Below are 14918 nucleotides of genomic sequence, written 5' to 3' on the forward strand. Positions count from 1 at the left end.
GTTTTGCTTTCAGGCTCATGGCGTCGTAATGAAAACCAAACGCGTAACCATTAAAGATATCGCCGAACTGGCTGGCGTTTCCAAAGCAACCGCCAGCCTGGTGATGAGCGGGCGTGGCAAGGAGCTGCGCGTGGCGCAGGAAACTCGCGAGCGTGTGCAGGCGATTGCCCGCGAGCATCATTATCAGCCGAGCATTCATGCCCGCTCCTTACGTGATAACCGCAGCCACACCATCGGGCTGGTGGTACCGGAGATCACCAACTACGGTTTTGCGGTCTTTTCCCACGAGCTTGAGACGCTGTGCCGCGAGGCAGGCGTTCAGCTGCTTATCTCCTGTACTGATGAAAATCCCGCTCAGGAGAGCATGGTGGTGAACAATATGATTGCCCGTCAGGTTGACGGGCTGATCGTCGCCTCCTGCATGCATAATGACGCCGATTATCTGAAGCTCAGCAACCAGCTGCCGGTGGTTCTGTTTGACCGCTGCCCCAATGAAAGCGCCCTGCCACTGATCATGACCGATTCGATTACCCCGACAGCAGATCTAATTTCCCGTATCGCACCTCAGCATAGTGATGAATTCTGGTTTTTAGGCGGCCAGCCGCGGCTATCGCCGTCACGCGACCGACTGGCGGGCTTTACGCAGGGTCTGGCCCAGGCGGGTATCGAACTGCGCCCGGAATGGGTGATCAACGGCAACTATCATCCCAGCTCCGGCTACGAGATGTTCGCCGCTCTTTGCGCCCGTCTCGGTCGGCCGCCAAAGGCGCTGTTTACCGCTGCCTGCGGACTACTGGAAGGGGTGCTGCGCTATATGAGTCAGCACAATTTGCTCGATTCCGATATCCATCTGGCGAGCTTTGACGATCACTATCTCTACGATTCGCTGTCGCTGCGTATTGATACCGTGCAGCAGGACAACCGTCAGTTGGCCTGGCACTGCTACGACCTGATAAGCCAGCTGATTGATGGCAATACGCCCGAGCCGCTTCAGCGCTACCTGCCTGCGACACTGCAAATCCGCCATCGGTGATTGCCAAACGTTTTTAAATCAAGGGTTCTGTTGAGATTCATAAAATAAAAATGCGGCCAGTCAAGCGGTAACCCTGGCGGGTGAAGCAGTCGTTATTCAAAGGTTATCTCGAGTCAGGCATTTACCAATTGCCCATTAAAGGCTCTGAATCGCCACGGGTTTAACAGACACCTCAGAGTCATTTTGGCTTTGGTCACCTGCCTTCAGTTTTCCTGCGTATACAAAGTTATCAAGCAGGGATATAGGGCTAGTCGCCGATTTTAACCGCAATGAAATCAACTATTCAGAAAGCGGCCCGGCAAGCAGAGTAAGCTGGCACTGATCTCCATGGTAATTTCAGAAGTCTCCTTCGATTCCGCGGAGTGGTGCTCAAGTTTAAATTGATGCTAACCAATAGTCTTATAATAGTGATTATAATGTAATTAATTAGCTTTACTCCTCTCTTGCTGAACTGACGAAATTGACACAGAACAATATCCAGGCAGATCCTCCCCATTTTAAATGTATACAAACTGCAAATGCAGACCAGAAAGCCTACGATGTTTCGACTCCTGAACGGGTAATAGCCCGGTCTTACTCATTTAACCGAAAGTGCTCAACCGCGAGATAAAGTGATGATGTATTGCATTGAAGAGATTTGGAACAAAACCACCGAAACAGCCGCAGAGCTGGCAGAAGACGTTATGGCAGGCGCAGCCAGTGCTGGGGTACCTGTAGCGGCGGTAGCCCTCGCGGGTGAAACGGGCGTATCTGCTGTGGGGATGACTACTGGACTCGCCGCCCTGGGTTGTGGCTCGATGCTGGCTGGAGTAGCCGTTGTCGGCGGTCTGGGCGTTGTTTCGTATCTGGGTGTGAAATATGCGTTCAACGCCCTCAACAAAGAGAGCGAATAAAGCAAGTCACGCTTGAATAACGATACCAACAAAACTGTCTGAGAAATTAATGATGAATGCACCAAATAAACTGCTGGCACTAGCAGGTACACTGCTGCTTGCGGCCTGTTCAACTTCGCAGGAAATCAAACGTCCTGACGGCTCCAGTGAATACGATATTCAGTGCGGAGCGGCAACCGGCTGGGATATTTGCTACTCAAAAGCCAATGAGGTTTGCCCTGGCGGATACCAGGACTTATCTAAAGACGGCGGATTTAACCGTAAAGAGTTGCATATTCTGTGCAAGCGATAGCATGTCTGCTTATTTCACAGTCTCCAGTCTATTCGAAAGCGTTGATTGCCATTCAGCAAGCCGGGCGTATACCCGGCTTACCTTCGTCAGCACTACATTATCCATCCCAGCAGCAGTGTGGCGAAAATCACCGTCGATGCGCCGCCAATACGGGTGGCAATCTGCGCGAACGGCATAAGCGACATACGGTTAGAGGCGGACAAAATCGCCACATCCCCTGTTCCGCCCAGGCCGCTGTGGCAGCAGGTCACAATTGCCGCCTCAACCGGGTACATGTTCAGCCGCGAAGCAATAAAATACCCGCTTAACGCCATCGTAATCACAATCGAGCCGCAAACGACCACGTATCCCACAGAAAAGACCGACACCACACTTTCCAGTGGTACATACAACATGCCCAGGCCAATCATCAGCGGCCACACCAGCGCTGCGGACACAAACTTATAGCAACTGTGCGCCCCCTGCTCCATTGAGTCCGGGATCAGCCGGAAGTACTTGCACAGCACGGCAATCAGGATCATCAGCACCGGGCCTGGGATATGCACCAGCTTTTCAAACAATCCCCCCACAATAAAGAACGCGCACACCATCAGCAGGCCGCCGCCCATCAGGTGAAAATCGGTCGGCTGCACATGCTGTGCGCCAGCGAACAGGTTATCCTCGCTTTTGCCACGGGTTAACATGCCATTCCCTGAAAGTGAGGGCCGTTTCGCCCCCAGGCGCGCAAAGACGCCAGCGCAGATAATCGCGAAGATATTCCCCACCACCGCGGCCGGTGCCAGCTGCGCCACATAGACGTCCGGTGTTTGCCCCAGTATTGCTGAATACGCCAGCGACAGCGGTAAAATCCCCTCGCCAATCCCGCCCCCGATAATCGGAACGATAATGAAAAAGAACGTGTGATACGGCGTAAAGCCGAACAGTGAACCGACGATTAACCCGCTCAGCACGGCCATCAGCGTGCCGACCACCAGCGGAACAAACATGCGGATCATCCCCTGGATCAGCAGAATGCGGTTCATCCCCAGAATGCTACCCACCACCAGACAGGCGATAACAAAATAGAGCAGGTTCGCCTCTTTCATCAGCAGGTGAACGGTATCAAGCGTATGTTTCTGGAACACCCCGAAATAAACCAGTATCGATGGCACCATCAGGCACAGGATCGCCGGGCCACCGATATCTTTCAGCACCGGGATTTGTCGGCCAATTTTGGCAAACGCAAAACCGAGCGTCATGATCACCGCCAGCCCGCCAATCATATTTTTCGGCAGCAGACCCGCCCACGCGGAAATGGCCACGATAGAGGCAATGCCCACAAACAAGATCAACGGCACAGCCCCAACCTCGGCATTGTTCAGGCTGAAGGTAAAACGGGGTGATGCCGCTGGAGAAGGATGTACAGGATTATCTTTCATATAATCACCTGATTAGTCAGTTCGGGTAAACAGAGAAAAAAGAATAACTTGGTGTTATTCATGAGATTTAAAACGTTCTAAAAAGAAAAATAAAATTCAATAAGGCCATTTGTAAAACTGGCTTAGGGTGAAAATATCATGGTCAAATTCAGTAAGACAGACCACTCATCAACATGGTTGATGGAAATGTGAGCAGCACGATAATTCCATTTTAAATAACTTAAATCATCATTATGTAACTAAAGTTACTGGCAATTCTGTTTTTTATAAATTACTGCATTTTTCTTGTCATTCATCAATATATGAATACATGAAGCCTTATCAAACTAAAACAACCATTTTGAAATTAATAAAACCAGATAGAGTGTGACCGTTATCACTCCTGCCCTGTTTGCTAACCGCTAGATTAGCGCATCAACAAAACCCATAAAATGTACTCGACAGGATATCTTATGCCCTCATTATTATTACAGTCCCTGTTTCCACTCGTCTTTATTATGCTATTAGGGTGGTTAAGCGGAAAACTCGGTTATACCCGGCGTGAAGATGCAAACGTTCTGGCAACGGTAGTCATCCGCTTCGCCCTTCCTTTTCATCTTTTTATTGGTGCATTAAATACTGACCCCAATAAAATTAAGAACCTGACATTTATGGCCGTACTGGTTGTTGGCCTGATGGGATCTTATTTACTGACGCTATTTATTTCACGCTTTGTTTTCCGTCATGATATTAAAACCAGCGCCATTCAGTCACTGGTGTGCGCCTTCCCGGATATGGCCTATTTTGGTGCCCCAGTTCTGGCGGTATTGATTGGCCCGGAAGGATTTATCGGCGTCCTGATCGGTAACATCATTACCAGCGTCATTATGATTCCATTGACTATCGTATTGATTCGCATGGGAGATAAGAGTGGTGATGAGAGCCTCAACGCGCTGCATCCGGGTGCGATGGTGCTGCAAAACCTGATCAAAGCAGCCCGCAACCCCATCGTCTGGATCCCAGTTTCGGGCGTGTTGTTAAGCCTGGCCGGTGTGCAAATTCCGCATATTCTCAGTATGCCGATTGAAATGGTTGGCAAAGTGTCTGGCGGGCTTTCTCTGTTTGCCCTTGGGCTGCTTTTCTACGGTGAACGTCCAAGACTTAACGTGCAGACATTTACCAACATCAGCATTAAAAATCTTATTCAGCCAGCAATGATGGCAGCCGCCGGCCTGGCATTTGGGCTCAGCCATACGTTATTGCAGCAGGTTGTTATTATTGGCGCAACCCCTTCCGCCATTGCCGCAGGAATGTTTGCGCTGCGCAGCGACACCTATATTGATACGGCCTCATCATCGATTTTGATTGGTACTGCCGTGGGTGTGCTGACTGAAGGCATTATGATTTATTTAATTTCTTAATCTGTTTTAATTCAAATTCGCTCAGGAGTTACCCATGTCTCGCAAAGAAGTGCTTTATACACCGTATAACGGAGCTGTTTTGCTGGAAAACCCACTGTTAAACAAGGGGCTGGCATTTATTAAAGAAGAACGTGACAATTTTAATTTGCACGGCTTATTACCTCACAATGTAGAAACTATCGAAGAACAGACCGAACGCGCCTGGGTGCAATTCTGTCATTTCAAGAGTGATATTTCCCGCCACGTGTATCTGAGAAATATCCAGGACACTAACGAGACATTATTTTACAACCTGTTACGCTCGCACCTTAAAGAAACCTTACCCATTATCTATACGCCAACCGTAGGTGAAGCGTGCGAACACTTCTCTACCATTTATCGCCGTGCGCGTGGTTTATTTATTTCATGGCCTAACCGCCACCGTATTGACGAGATGCTCCAGAGTTTTTCCCGCAATGATATCCGCGTCATTGTGGTCACCGATGGCGAACGTATCCTGGGGCTTGGGGATCAGGGGATCGGCGGTATGGGGATCCCGATTGGTAAGCTGTCGTTGTATACCGCCTGTGGCGGTGTGCACCCGGCCTCTACGTTGCCGATTATGCTGGATGTTGGTACCAACAATCAGCAGCACCTGGACGACCCGATGTATATGGGCTGGCGTCACCCGCGTATCAGCGATGACCAATACGCCGAGTTTATGGACATGTTTATCAACACCGTTAAAGCGCGCTGGCCGGATGTTCTGCTCCAGTTCGAAGATTTTGCGCAAAAGAACGCGACCAAACTGCTCCAGCGCTATCGTGACCAGCTTTGCTGTTTCAATGACGACATTCAGGGCACGGCGGCAGTCACCTCCGGCACGCTGATTGCCGCCGCTCACGCTGCGGGAACTCGCATTCGCGACCAGCGCGTCGTCTTTTTAGGCAGCGGCTCGGCGGGATGTGGCATCGCGGAAAAAATCGTGGCGCTGATGGTGGAAGACGGACTGACCGAGGCGGAAGCCCGCAGCAGGATCTTCATGGTCGATCGCTTTGGTCTGTTGACGGATGACATGACCAACCTGCTCGACTTCCAGAAAAACCTGCTTACGGCGCGGGTAAACCTCCAGGACTGGCAGGTTGAAACGAACAATATCTCACTGCTGGAGGTGGTGAAAAACGCCAGACCAACGGTGATGATTGGGGTTTCAGGGCAGCCAGGGCTGTTCAGTGAAGAGATCGTCAAAGAGATGCATCGCCACTGCCCACGCCCGATTATTATGCCGCTGTCTAACCCGACATCGCGCGCAGAAGCGCAGCCGAAGGACCTGATTGAGTGGACGCAGGGCGCCGCCCTGATTGCCACCGGCAGCCCGTTCGCACCAGTGTTCTATCAAAACGAGCAGTATGAAATTGCCCAGTGCAACAACGCGTATATCTTCCCGGGCCTCGGTTTAGGCATCATGGCCTGTAACGCACGCCGGGTTACGGAAGAGATGCTGATGACCGCCAGTCGCACGCTGGCCGCGCAGTCTCCGCTGGTCACCACCGAAAAAGGTGGCCTGCTGCCTCCGGTGGATCAGATTGAGTCGGTTTCCCGAACGATTGCGTTTGCCGTTGCGCGCACGGCCATCGACCAGGGGGTTGCCCCCGCCATCTCTGAGGACGAATTGATGGCGCGTATTGAGAAGACCTGGTGGCAGGCGGATTACGCGCCGTATCGTCGCTCGGCGCTGTAATGTTATCGCCGGGTGGCACGCCTGCCTGCCCGGCATCGCATAATGTCACAGCACAATCACCGCCCGAATATCGTTAACGTTGGTTAACGTCGGGCCGGTGATCACCAGATCCCCGGATGCGGCAAAAACAATGCAGGCATTAAGGTGACAGCGTCACAGATGGCCGATGAAAAACAGACCATTATCAGCCTGGCGGCAGCAGGGATTGGCCTGGCGATTGTGCCCGCCTGGAGCAGTCGCTTTCAGGTTGCTGGGGTGAAGTTTGTGGGCTCCGTTTGGGAAACGGATAATATTGTACGTTAAGACCAAATTTTGACCACTCTGATACTGTGAGTACTCAGCCCAAACGCTCTATGGGGACCCAGGCTTGCACACACACACGTCTCAGGATTTTTTTCTGTCAAATTCATCGTTTTTCACCGGGCGACACGTCGCGAGCAGGAAATAACTTAATCACTTTAACGGGCTGTTTTCCACACAGCGGAACTCCGCTCCCCATTCGTTATCTGGTTTTTTACTATTACGGATAATCGTATAACTGTGGGCATCTAAGTTACCTGGGCGATTGATTTTTTTCTGTCCAGTCTCAGGTCCCTGTGGATCTTTTTCTGGCGATTGAAGGTAATAATCTGCGCTGTACCAGTCTTTAACCCAGTCAGAACCATTACCCATCATGTCATAAAGCCCCAGTGGATTTGGAGGGTAGCTTCCAACTGGTTGCTTATGTAATGCGTAGTTGATGTTTTTATCCTCATAGAGATAGTTTTTATTATCAGCATTACCGAAAATTAAAAACTGTCCCCGGCTGCGCGCCGCATACTCCCACTGTGCTTCCGTCGGTAGATCCATATTGCGGTGGCTGGTTTTACCCAGCCATCGGCAGTAGTTGAGGGCATCCTGCCAGTTTGCAGTGGCAGGATATGTTTCTCCCAGCGCCTCTTTGTCCTGTTTACTGAAATATTTCCCCTTATATATAGTCTGGTAGATGGTGTTTTTCTCACGCCCCTGAATGGTAAGCCACCGGTTAAACTCCCCCCAGGTGACACGGTATTTTCCGATACGGAAGTCGGATAGCTTGACCAGGTGAAGGGGGGTATCTTTATGGTCGTTATAAGGAAGCTTTTCCGGATTTTCCGGCATTAACGGGCCAAAATCCCCCATCTGAAAATTGCCGCTTTTCACCATCACCAGATTATTCAGCGAGGTACGAACCAGCGCGTCCTGGTCGGCTTTTGTTTTTTGCTCATCACGACAGCCGGTGATGGCGACCAGTACCAGTGCTGTCAGGGTTAAGCATGAAAGAGTCTGTCCGGTCATGATTATCGTCCGTGCTGGGTGGTGATGTAGGTGGTGCAGCTGTGCAGGAATGACGGCGACACAGGCGTGAGAGGGAGCATGAATTCGTTCGGGTGACCCGGTGAAATGGCAGGCGCATCCGGCAAATGGGTGTAAATGGCGTGCAGGTTTTCCGCATAGTGGCTGGGGGTGATGATGACCTTTTGCGCCCCCGGAATGAAGCTGGCATCGTACCCGTACTCGTGCGGTCGCTCACCTTCAGCCAGAAACGTGATGATGCGGGCCTCGTTGGCTTTCCAGTCGCCTTTTTCGCCAATCGTGGTGGAGAGGTGCTGCATGATATTCTCGTACTCACGTTTTGACTGTACCCAGCGCAGAACGGCGAGAATCGCGCGCTTACGGCTGGCATAGGTGGTACCAGCCTCACAGGCTTCCCCCTGGTGGCTGGCCGGGCTGGCAACTTCATCCCAGAAACTGGTTTCGATCAGGGCGGCGATAGCGGCTCCTTTGCTTTCCGGCGGGGCGTATTTCAGATACTCATCATTATCGAGTATTTTTTCCATCAACCTTACGCGGGCCTCTTTGTCGTCCCAGCTGGTTTTCAGTGAACCAATGATTTCATCACCGGCATCGATCGCCCGGTTAAGGTTGTACATACCAGCGAGTAACGGGATGGCACAAAAATAGCCGTAATTCTTTTCGGTCATTATATCCATCAGGCGGGTGTAATCCGCGTTGCGCAGCATATAAGTGAGACAGGGCATAAACTCGCCCATGATAGCCTTACCGTTCACCTCCAGAGTGACTGAACCTTTTGCGCCAAGGCCGGAACACAGTCCCCCTTTAACCCGTATGCGGACCTTACCATCCTCCCAGCGAAACTCCACGCAGCCACTGACACCCCAACCAGCCTGAAAGGTGACTCCCGTTGCCACTTTTGCCAGGGCGGTGAATTTTTCGCTACCCTTACCAGCCTGGTCCGGGTTAAGCCAGACCATTTTGCCGGCGAGATTGGCCCCGGCTTCTGCGCCCGCAAACAGACTCAGTTCTGCACCGGGTTTTACGTCTTCGGCGGCTTTTGAAATATCAACATTGCGCCACTGCCCGGGCGTGCCTGTTGGTGTCGCTTTGACGGGAAGACCTTTCACCACATCCCCGGAGAAGCTGACGCCGGCTTCAATCCCCAGACTGGCCCCGATACTGCCGGACAGGGCCAGCTCGAAATCAAAGCGCAGAACGCCGAGCAGCCCCATGCCGCCGCCGGGGATTCGCGACGGGTCCAGCGGATAGCAGATACGGGTACCGGCATGGTCAGGCCAGTAAACTTTTGCGGTGCTTCTGGCTTCGGCCAGTGCCAGGCTGGCGTAGGCGCTCAGTTTACCGCTGGCCGTGGCGGTCGGTTTTACTTTGCCGGTGCGGATGTCGTATTCAAACGGATTCAGGGTGCCTTTAAGGCCGGCGCCGTAAGTCCAGCGCATCAGCTGGGCCTGCCCGTCAAAAATGATGTTACCGCTTTCCGATTCAGCATGTTTTTTCAGGCTGTCATTCAGTTCTCTGGCCCAGTCTGTGAGAACGTCCACATGGTCATCAATCAGCTTTTGTTCCCAGACGGTCATGGAGGGTTTTACTTTTGCCAGCTTTGATTTCAGCTTCTCCGTATCGATTTCCTGCCGCTTCCGGGTGACGCCATTTTCGCCGGTAAGACTGACGGTTTTAATAAAACTCTTTGTCGCCGGCTGTTTTTCGCCGTCGTTCAGGCGATAGCGTCGCCAGTGGCTGCGGATTTTATCGGAACGGACATAGGTGTAGCGGCCGCCACGGTACCCACCTCCCCGGATTTCAATCATCTCCATGATACCGATGGCGCTTTTTTTAGCGTTATCGTCCAGCAGTGTGGCCTCCGGAAGCTGGCTGGCCGGCGTCAGGTCCTGAAGCTCATTTCTCAGTGCCGTGACCGCGGCATCGAGCTGCTGATATTCCTGTTTCAGCTGTGATTCTATGCGGTTTCGCTCTGCGACCTGATGCCAGTCCAGACTGGTCATCTGCTTTGTCAGGTCATCAATGCGCAACTGGGCATCGATACGGGTTGCCAGCAGCTTTTCCAACCGTCCATGCTCCCGCTCAATGGCATCATTATCACAGGCATCGACGGCAATCAGGGTTTCACTGTCAGGATGAAAATAGAGGGCTGGCCCAAAGGAGCAGTACGCCGTGACACCGGTGGATTGTAATTTCAGTCGGGTGGATGTTGTATTGTCGGCTGGCGTGGTCTGACTCTTCATCTATATTAATCCCTCAATATATAAGCGGTTATACCCACCGCTATCATACAACATCCGAAACTTAACCAAAATTACTCGCTTCTGATTGCCGGTACAGTGCCTGAATGTGGCATATCTGGGAGGGGCAGTACCCTGTCGCGTCTGCAGTTTCGCGGATGCTCAGCATGTTATTGATGGCGGTTATCACAGCACGGGTGATCAGGTCAGCCTGCGAAGGGTCTTTATCTGAGAGTGCCTGCCATGAGGTGGGCACATCCAGGCTGACAATCCGCAGCTCGTGTTGCTCGATCTGCTTTTTCAGCGTCATCCAGTCGCTGTTGCTCAGACGGGTCAGGCGGTTTATCTAAAACGACCTTGACGTACAATATTTTCCGTTTCCCAAACGGAGCCCTTTATGCGCATTACGGGTTCAGACGCGACGGGAATGCCGCTGGAGGCGGTGTGGGTGAACGGGGCGAAGGATGAGATCCGGGATAATATGCTGACGATGTTAGCGGAACATCCGGAGCTGTATGTGTGAATCGCCGGGTAGCGACATCGCCTGACCCGGCCTACAAACTTACATCGAATAGCCGGGTTTCTTAATCAACTCATCCATCTTCGGGCCAATTTCTGTGTCCCAGACCTGAGCTTTCCAGTCTTCCGGCTGTACCTGATTCAGGGAAACAGACACTGAGCTGTCTTTGCTGTCGAAGTGGCGAATTATCACCTGAGCAATATCTTCCGCCAGCGCGGCTTTTTGTTCATCGTTCAAATCGCGAGGGAAACATTTGATATCTACGTGTGGCATGTGCAGGCTTCCAGTTGTGAGTTAGTGTTCCACGTTATCAGATAATTTCGTTCGCCTTTAACACCTTGTGCAGTTCAGGCAGTGCGCACACAGCATCCGCAATGGCAGTTATCTTTGGCGTATTAGCAGCAAACCACGCGTGGCGCGGCCCCCAGGATCGCATCACCGCGAGATACACATCAATCAACGTTAGCTGTTCGCCAAAGGTATAGGGCGCGGGATTGAGCTGATTTTCCAGCCACAGCCAGAGGGATTTCCGGTATTCGAGGCAGTTCTCCCTGAGCTGTTCCGGTGCATCAGGAACCCAGCGTTCGGGATAATCTGCATAGGTGAAGGTGGGATAGACATTGGCCACCAGCCAGATCAGCAGACGCTGAAACTGGCGGCGTTCAGGCTGGCCAACGGGCGGCGCGAGATCCGGGCATCTGTCGAGCACCATCAGGGCGATGGCCGCCGTTTCAGTCATTATCTCACCGTGCTCCAGGGCCAGCGTCGGCACCTGACACAACGGGTTAAGCGTTTCGAGTAAAGACCGCTGTGGGCCGGGTGCATCAAAACCGTCAACATTGACGAACTGATAAGGAATGTCGGCCAGGATCAGCATCACTTCACTGATTGCCGAACCCCAGCCGGGTACGCCATAGAGCTTCATCATGTTGCACCTCAGGAATAAAACCCTAAGTGTAGAGCAGCATTAGTAAGTTATCCCCGGCGGGTTGACCTCTGATTGCGCCACCGCTTCGCCCTGTTCGCCCCAGCGCGCCAGCACCTTCTGGTACTCACCGCGCTGAATGGCACCGTCCAGCGCTGCCTGTAGCGCATACACCAGCTCGTTGCCTTTTTTGGTGGTGGTGGCGACATAAGCCTTCTTCGGCCCTAAGCCCACCACGCGGGTTTTGCCGATTAACACGGCTTTATACGCCGACACGGACTGCGGGCCAAAAAAGACATCCGCCCTGCCGGACTGAATGTACAGATTACCCGACGCATCATCGGTCAGATATACCGGCAATGCAGGTTCGCGCCCGGCGCGTTTGTTCTCTTCATTCCAGCCGAGCAAAATACGCTCCTGGTTCGTCCCGGAGCCGACAATCACCTTTTTGCCCGCCAGATCGCCTGCACTTTTTATCGACTGAATATCACTGGTGGATTTCACCGAAAAGGCCAGGGAGTCAACACGATAAGTAGCAAAATCAAACTTCTCTTTGCGCTGTTCGGTAACGGCGATATTCACCAGCGCCACGTCATAACGCCCGGAAGAGATCCCCAGCGGCCAGTCTTCCCAGGCGGTGGGCACCAGTTTCAGTTTTAACCCCAGGCTGCCCGCCAGCAACCTGGCGATATCCGGGTCGCTGCCGATACGCGTACGGTTATCACTGGCAAGCAGAGCAAGCGGTGGTGAATTGAGCGCAGAAATCGCCACCGTCAGCGTTCCCGGCTCGACAAACTGATAGCCTTTGGGGATTTTCGCCACTGCCTGCTGATCCACCGTAACCGGCAGCGGTTGCTCATTGGCTTTTAAATCAATGCTGGCGTGGCTCGCCGTGGTCAGCACCAGACCGGCCAGAAATCCATATTTCATCTGCACTCCTTACAGCACTTTTGACAGGAACTGGCGCGTTCGCGCGTGGGACGGGCGGTTTAATACCTCGTCGCTGCTGCCTTGTTCAACAATTTTACCATCGACCATAAACACCACCTGATCCGCCACTTCGCGGGCAAAACCGATCTCGTGGGTCACTACCACCAGCGTTGTCCCGGAACGGGCCAGCTTTTTGATAACGTCCAGCACCTCGCCCACCAGTTCTGGATCGAGTGCAGAAGTGGGTTCATCAAACAACATCACCCGTGGACGCAGCGCCAGCGCGCGGGCAATGGCAATGCGCTGCTGTTGACCACCGGAAAGATGGCGCGACCAGGCATCGGCTTTTTCGCGCAGCCCCACCACGTCCAAAAGCCCATGCGCCCTTTCGATGGCCTCTTTGCGGCTCAGTTGTTTATGGGCAATCGGGGCTTCAATCAGGTTTTCCAGCACCGTGAGATGCGGGAACAGATTAAAGTTCTGGAACACGTAGCCCACGTTTACGCGCTGCTTAAGGATCTCTTTTTCCTTGACTTCATACAGCTTATCCCCCTGACGGCGGTAGCCAATATAGTCCCCGTCTATCTGGATAAAGCCTTCATCCACCCGCTCCAGATGATTAATGGTGCGCAGCAGCGTGGATTTCCCGGAGCCGGATGGCCCGAGGATCACCGTGACGGAACCGGGAGGGATCTCAAGCGAGACGTTATCCAGGGCTTTATGGCGGCCAAAGAACTTACTGACGCCGGTAATTGAAATGTGTCCTTCAGGAGAGGCTTGCATGGACAGGCTCCTGTACTTGAGTGGTGGTCACGGAACGGGTACGGCTACTGGCGCGGTTCTGATTAACCGCCGAACGGCGTTCGCTACGGGCAAGACCACGTTCCACTAAATGCTGAATGGCGGACAACACCGTGGTGATCACCAGATACCACACTGCACCGACCATCAGCAGTGGGATCACTTCCTGGGTGCGGTTGTAGATCATCTGAATGGTGTAGAACAGCTCGGGCATCGCCAGCACGTAGACCATCGCGGTGCCCTTCGCGAGGCTGATGATTTCGTTGAATCCCGCCGGCAGAATGGTGCGCAGCGCCTGGGGCAGAATAATGCGCAGGGTACGACGCCACGCGGGCAATCCCAGTGCGGCGGCCGCTTCATACTGGCCGTGATCGACCCCGAGGAAGCCACCGCGAATAATTTCAGCGGTGTAAGCACTCTGGACCAGCGTCAGCCCCACCACGGCGGTGGAAAATTGCCCCAGCACGTTGATGGTTTCAAAGCTTCCCCAGGTGATGCCGGTAAAGGGCACGCCAAGGGAAAGCGTGTCGTAGAGATACGAAAAGTTGTAGAGGATGATCAGCACCACAATCAACGGCAACGAGCGGAACAGCCAGATATAGCCCCAGGCCAGGCTGCTTAACAGCCATGAAGATGACAGCCGCGCCAGCGCCAGCATCCCGCCAATCACAACGCTTAAGACGGTACCAATCAGCGTCAGCAACAACGTCTGGCCTAACCCTTCCAGAATAACCGGGTCAAAGAACCAGCGGGCAAACACCGCCCACTCCCAGCGCGGGTTAAAGGCCACGGACTGAATAACCACGGCCAGCACAAACAGCGCCGCCACGGCACCGACAGCGCGCAGCGGGTAACGCGCCGGGACCACCTTTATGGTTTCAACGTTTCTCATCGTCGTTCCTCATGCGGTTTTACTGAACGCTTCGCGTACCAGCGTTTTGGTGAATCGCAGCCGCCCGTCAAACGGGGGCTGGCTGTACTCTTCCGGGTCACGGTTAAGATCGAACTGCGGCTGATAGCCCTGGCTGATATAGAGCCTGACAGCCTCCGGCTGACGAAAACCGGTGGTGAGGTAAATCTGGCTATACCCCGCCAGCACCGCCCGGCGTTCCAGCTCCTGTACCACGCGTGCAGCCAGCCCTTGCTGGCGTAGCGCCTTATTCGTCCAGATGCGTTTGATCTCGGCAGTGCGTTCATCAAAGGGTTTGTAGGCCCCGGTGGCGATGATCTCACCGTCACGCTCCAGCACGATAAACAGCCCCTGCGGCGCTAAGTACCACTGCGTCAACTCCACTTCCGCGTCTTTTGAGAAATAGTCCCCGTAGCGGGCGGCGTATTCACCGAACAACCCATCAATGATGGGCTGAAGATCGGCGTCTTCCGGCGAAACATCGCGAAATTGTTCGCTCAT

Annotated in this window: 16 protein-coding genes and 1 pseudogene; 7 read left to right on the top strand and 10 right to left on the bottom strand. The window is 53.2% G+C overall.

Annotated elements, in window-relative coordinates:
* The first annotated feature begins 28 nt into the window (after nt 1-28).
* The 3 genes from ACS603_RS11955 to ACS603_RS11965 all read left to right on the top strand — a co-directional run bounded on the left by ACS603_RS11955 (nt 29) and on the right by ACS603_RS11965 (nt 2218).
* Complete coding sequence (locus ACS603_RS11955; protein ID WP_474944338.1) at nt 29-1033, top strand: LacI family DNA-binding transcriptional regulator; 1005 nt, start codon at nt 29-31, stop codon at nt 1031-1033.
* A gap of 614 nt (nt 1034-1647) precedes the next feature.
* Entirely contained in the window at nt 1648-1926 is a 279-nt protein-coding gene (locus tag ACS603_RS11960; RefSeq protein WP_474944339.1) for a hypothetical protein, read from the top strand.
* Nucleotides 1927-1975: 49 nt separating this feature from the next.
* Nucleotides 1976-2218, top strand: a complete 243-nt coding sequence (locus tag ACS603_RS11965) for a hypothetical protein (protein WP_474944340.1) — start codon at nt 1976-1978, stop codon at nt 2216-2218.
* A gap of 92 nt (nt 2219-2310) precedes the next feature.
* Here the strand turns inward: ACS603_RS11965 and ACS603_RS11970 are convergent, their stop codons facing one another.
* Entirely contained in the window at nt 2311-3636 is a 1326-nt protein-coding gene (locus ACS603_RS11970) for a 2-hydroxycarboxylate transporter family protein (protein WP_182061225.1), read from the bottom strand.
* Nucleotides 3637-4088: 452 nt separating this feature from the next.
* On the opposite strand from ACS603_RS11970, the gene ACS603_RS11975 reads away from it, so the two are divergent.
* From ACS603_RS11975 to ACS603_RS11985, 3 genes are all read left to right on the top strand, one after another.
* Nucleotides 4089-5036, top strand: coding sequence for an AEC family transporter (locus tag ACS603_RS11975; protein WP_182061226.1), 948 nt, complete (start codon nt 4089-4091; stop codon nt 5034-5036).
* A gap of 34 nt (nt 5037-5070) precedes the next feature.
* Entirely contained in the window at nt 5071-6756 is a 1686-nt protein-coding gene (locus tag ACS603_RS11980) for an NAD-dependent malic enzyme (RefSeq protein WP_182061227.1), read from the top strand.
* A 144-nt stretch (nt 6757-6900) separates the two neighbouring features.
* Entirely contained in the window at nt 6901-7059 is a 159-nt protein-coding gene (locus ACS603_RS11985; RefSeq protein WP_474944341.1) for a hypothetical protein, read from the top strand.
* A gap of 150 nt (nt 7060-7209) precedes the next feature.
* On the opposite strand, the gene ACS603_RS11990 is transcribed toward ACS603_RS11985, so the two are convergent.
* The 3 genes and pseudogenes from ACS603_RS11990 to ACS603_RS12000 all read right to left on the bottom strand — a co-directional run.
* Nucleotides 7210-8073: a formylglycine-generating enzyme family protein gene (locus tag ACS603_RS11990; RefSeq protein WP_474944342.1), complete on the bottom strand. Its 864-nt coding sequence runs from the start codon at nt 8071-8073 to the stop codon at nt 7210-7212.
* A 2-nt stretch (nt 8074-8075) separates the two neighbouring features.
* Nucleotides 8076-10334, bottom strand: coding sequence for a hypothetical protein (locus tag ACS603_RS11995; protein WP_474944343.1), 2259 nt, complete (start codon nt 10332-10334; stop codon nt 8076-8078).
* A 61-nt stretch (nt 10335-10395) separates the two neighbouring features.
* Nucleotides 10396-10677, bottom strand: a pseudogene (locus ACS603_RS12000) (recombinase family protein); the annotation flags it as partial.
* A gap of 51 nt (nt 10678-10728) precedes the next feature.
* Here ACS603_RS12000 and ACS603_RS12005 point away from each other — a divergent pair.
* The gene (locus ACS603_RS12005) at nt 10729-10854 is read left to right on the top strand and encodes a hypothetical protein (RefSeq protein ID WP_474944344.1); all 126 of its coding nucleotides are present in this window, start codon (nt 10729-10731) and stop codon (nt 10852-10854) included.
* A gap of 39 nt (nt 10855-10893) precedes the next feature.
* Here the strand turns inward: ACS603_RS12005 and pptA are convergent, their stop codons facing one another.
* The 6 genes from pptA to ACS603_RS12035 are packed head-to-tail and all read right to left on the bottom strand — an operon-like array spanning nt 10894 to nt 14918.
* A complete protein-coding gene (gene pptA, locus ACS603_RS12010; protein ID WP_474944345.1) occupies nt 10894-11124 on the bottom strand; it encodes a tautomerase PptA in 231 nt (76 codons plus the stop codon).
* Nucleotides 11125-11161: 37 nt separating this feature from the next.
* Nucleotides 11162-11779, bottom strand: a complete 618-nt coding sequence (locus tag ACS603_RS12015; RefSeq protein ID WP_474944346.1) for a glutathione S-transferase family protein — start codon at nt 11777-11779, stop codon at nt 11162-11164.
* 39 nt (nt 11780-11818) lie between these two features.
* Nucleotides 11819-12706 (bottom strand): transporter substrate-binding domain-containing protein, encoded by an 888-nt coding sequence (locus ACS603_RS12020; protein WP_474944347.1) that lies wholly within the window; start codon nt 12704-12706, stop codon nt 11819-11821.
* Between the two features lie 9 nt (nt 12707-12715).
* Nucleotides 12716-13489: an amino acid ABC transporter ATP-binding protein gene (locus ACS603_RS12025; RefSeq protein ID WP_474944348.1), complete on the bottom strand. Its 774-nt coding sequence runs from the start codon at nt 13487-13489 to the stop codon at nt 12716-12718.
* Complete coding sequence (locus tag ACS603_RS12030; RefSeq protein ID WP_166715394.1) at nt 13473-14399, bottom strand: amino acid ABC transporter permease; 927 nt, start codon at nt 14397-14399, stop codon at nt 13473-13475. Before ACS603_RS12030 ends, ACS603_RS12025 begins: the two co-directional genes overlap by 17 nt.
* A gap of 9 nt (nt 14400-14408) precedes the next feature.
* Nucleotides 14409-14918, bottom strand: coding sequence for a GNAT family N-acetyltransferase (locus ACS603_RS12035; RefSeq protein WP_182061231.1), 510 nt, complete (start codon nt 14916-14918; stop codon nt 14409-14411).

It is taken from the genome of Enterobacter sp. Li2LvB3, from assembly GCF_056156645.1.

Bases quoted from the DNA above. Each gene is read 5' to 3' on its own strand.
- ACS603_RS11955 (WP_474944338.1), top strand. From the start codon at position 29: ATGAAAACCAAACGCGTAACCATTAAAGATATCGCCGAACTGGCTGGC.
- ACS603_RS11960 (WP_474944339.1), top strand. From the start codon at position 1,648: ATGATGTATTGCATTGAAGAGATTTGGAACAAAACCACCGAAACAGCC.
- ACS603_RS11965 (WP_474944340.1), top strand. From the start codon at position 1,976: ATGATGAATGCACCAAATAAACTGCTGGCACTAGCAGGTACACTGCTG.
- ACS603_RS11970 (WP_182061225.1), bottom strand. From the start codon at position 3,636: ATGAAAGATAATCCTGTACATCCTTCTCCAGCGGCATCACCCCGTTTT.
- ACS603_RS11975 (WP_182061226.1), top strand. From the start codon at position 4,089: ATGCCCTCATTATTATTACAGTCCCTGTTTCCACTCGTCTTTATTATG.
- ACS603_RS11980 (WP_182061227.1), top strand. From the start codon at position 5,071: ATGTCTCGCAAAGAAGTGCTTTATACACCGTATAACGGAGCTGTTTTG.
- ACS603_RS11990 (WP_474944342.1), bottom strand. From the start codon at position 8,073: ATGACCGGACAGACTCTTTCATGCTTAACCCTGACAGCACTGGTACTG.
- ACS603_RS11995 (WP_474944343.1), bottom strand. From the start codon at position 10,334: ATGAAGAGTCAGACCACGCCAGCCGACAATACAACATCCACCCGACTG.
- ACS603_RS12005 (WP_474944344.1), top strand. From the start codon at position 10,729: ATGCGCATTACGGGTTCAGACGCGACGGGAATGCCGCTGGAGGCGGTG.
- pptA (WP_474944345.1), bottom strand. From the start codon at position 11,124: ATGCCACACGTAGATATCAAATGTTTCCCTCGCGATTTGAACGATGAA.
- ACS603_RS12015 (WP_474944346.1), bottom strand. From the start codon at position 11,779: ATGATGAAGCTCTATGGCGTACCCGGCTGGGGTTCGGCAATCAGTGAA.
- ACS603_RS12020 (WP_474944347.1), bottom strand. From the start codon at position 12,706: ATGAAATATGGATTTCTGGCCGGTCTGGTGCTGACCACGGCGAGCCAC.
- ACS603_RS12025 (WP_474944348.1), bottom strand. From the start codon at position 13,489: ATGCAAGCCTCTCCTGAAGGACACATTTCAATTACCGGCGTCAGTAAG.
- ACS603_RS12030 (WP_166715394.1), bottom strand. From the start codon at position 14,399: ATGAGAAACGTTGAAACCATAAAGGTGGTCCCGGCGCGTTACCCGCTG.
- ACS603_RS12035 (WP_182061231.1), bottom strand. From the start codon at position 14,918: ATGAGCGAACAATTTCGCGATGTTTCGCCGGAAGACGCCGATCTTCAG.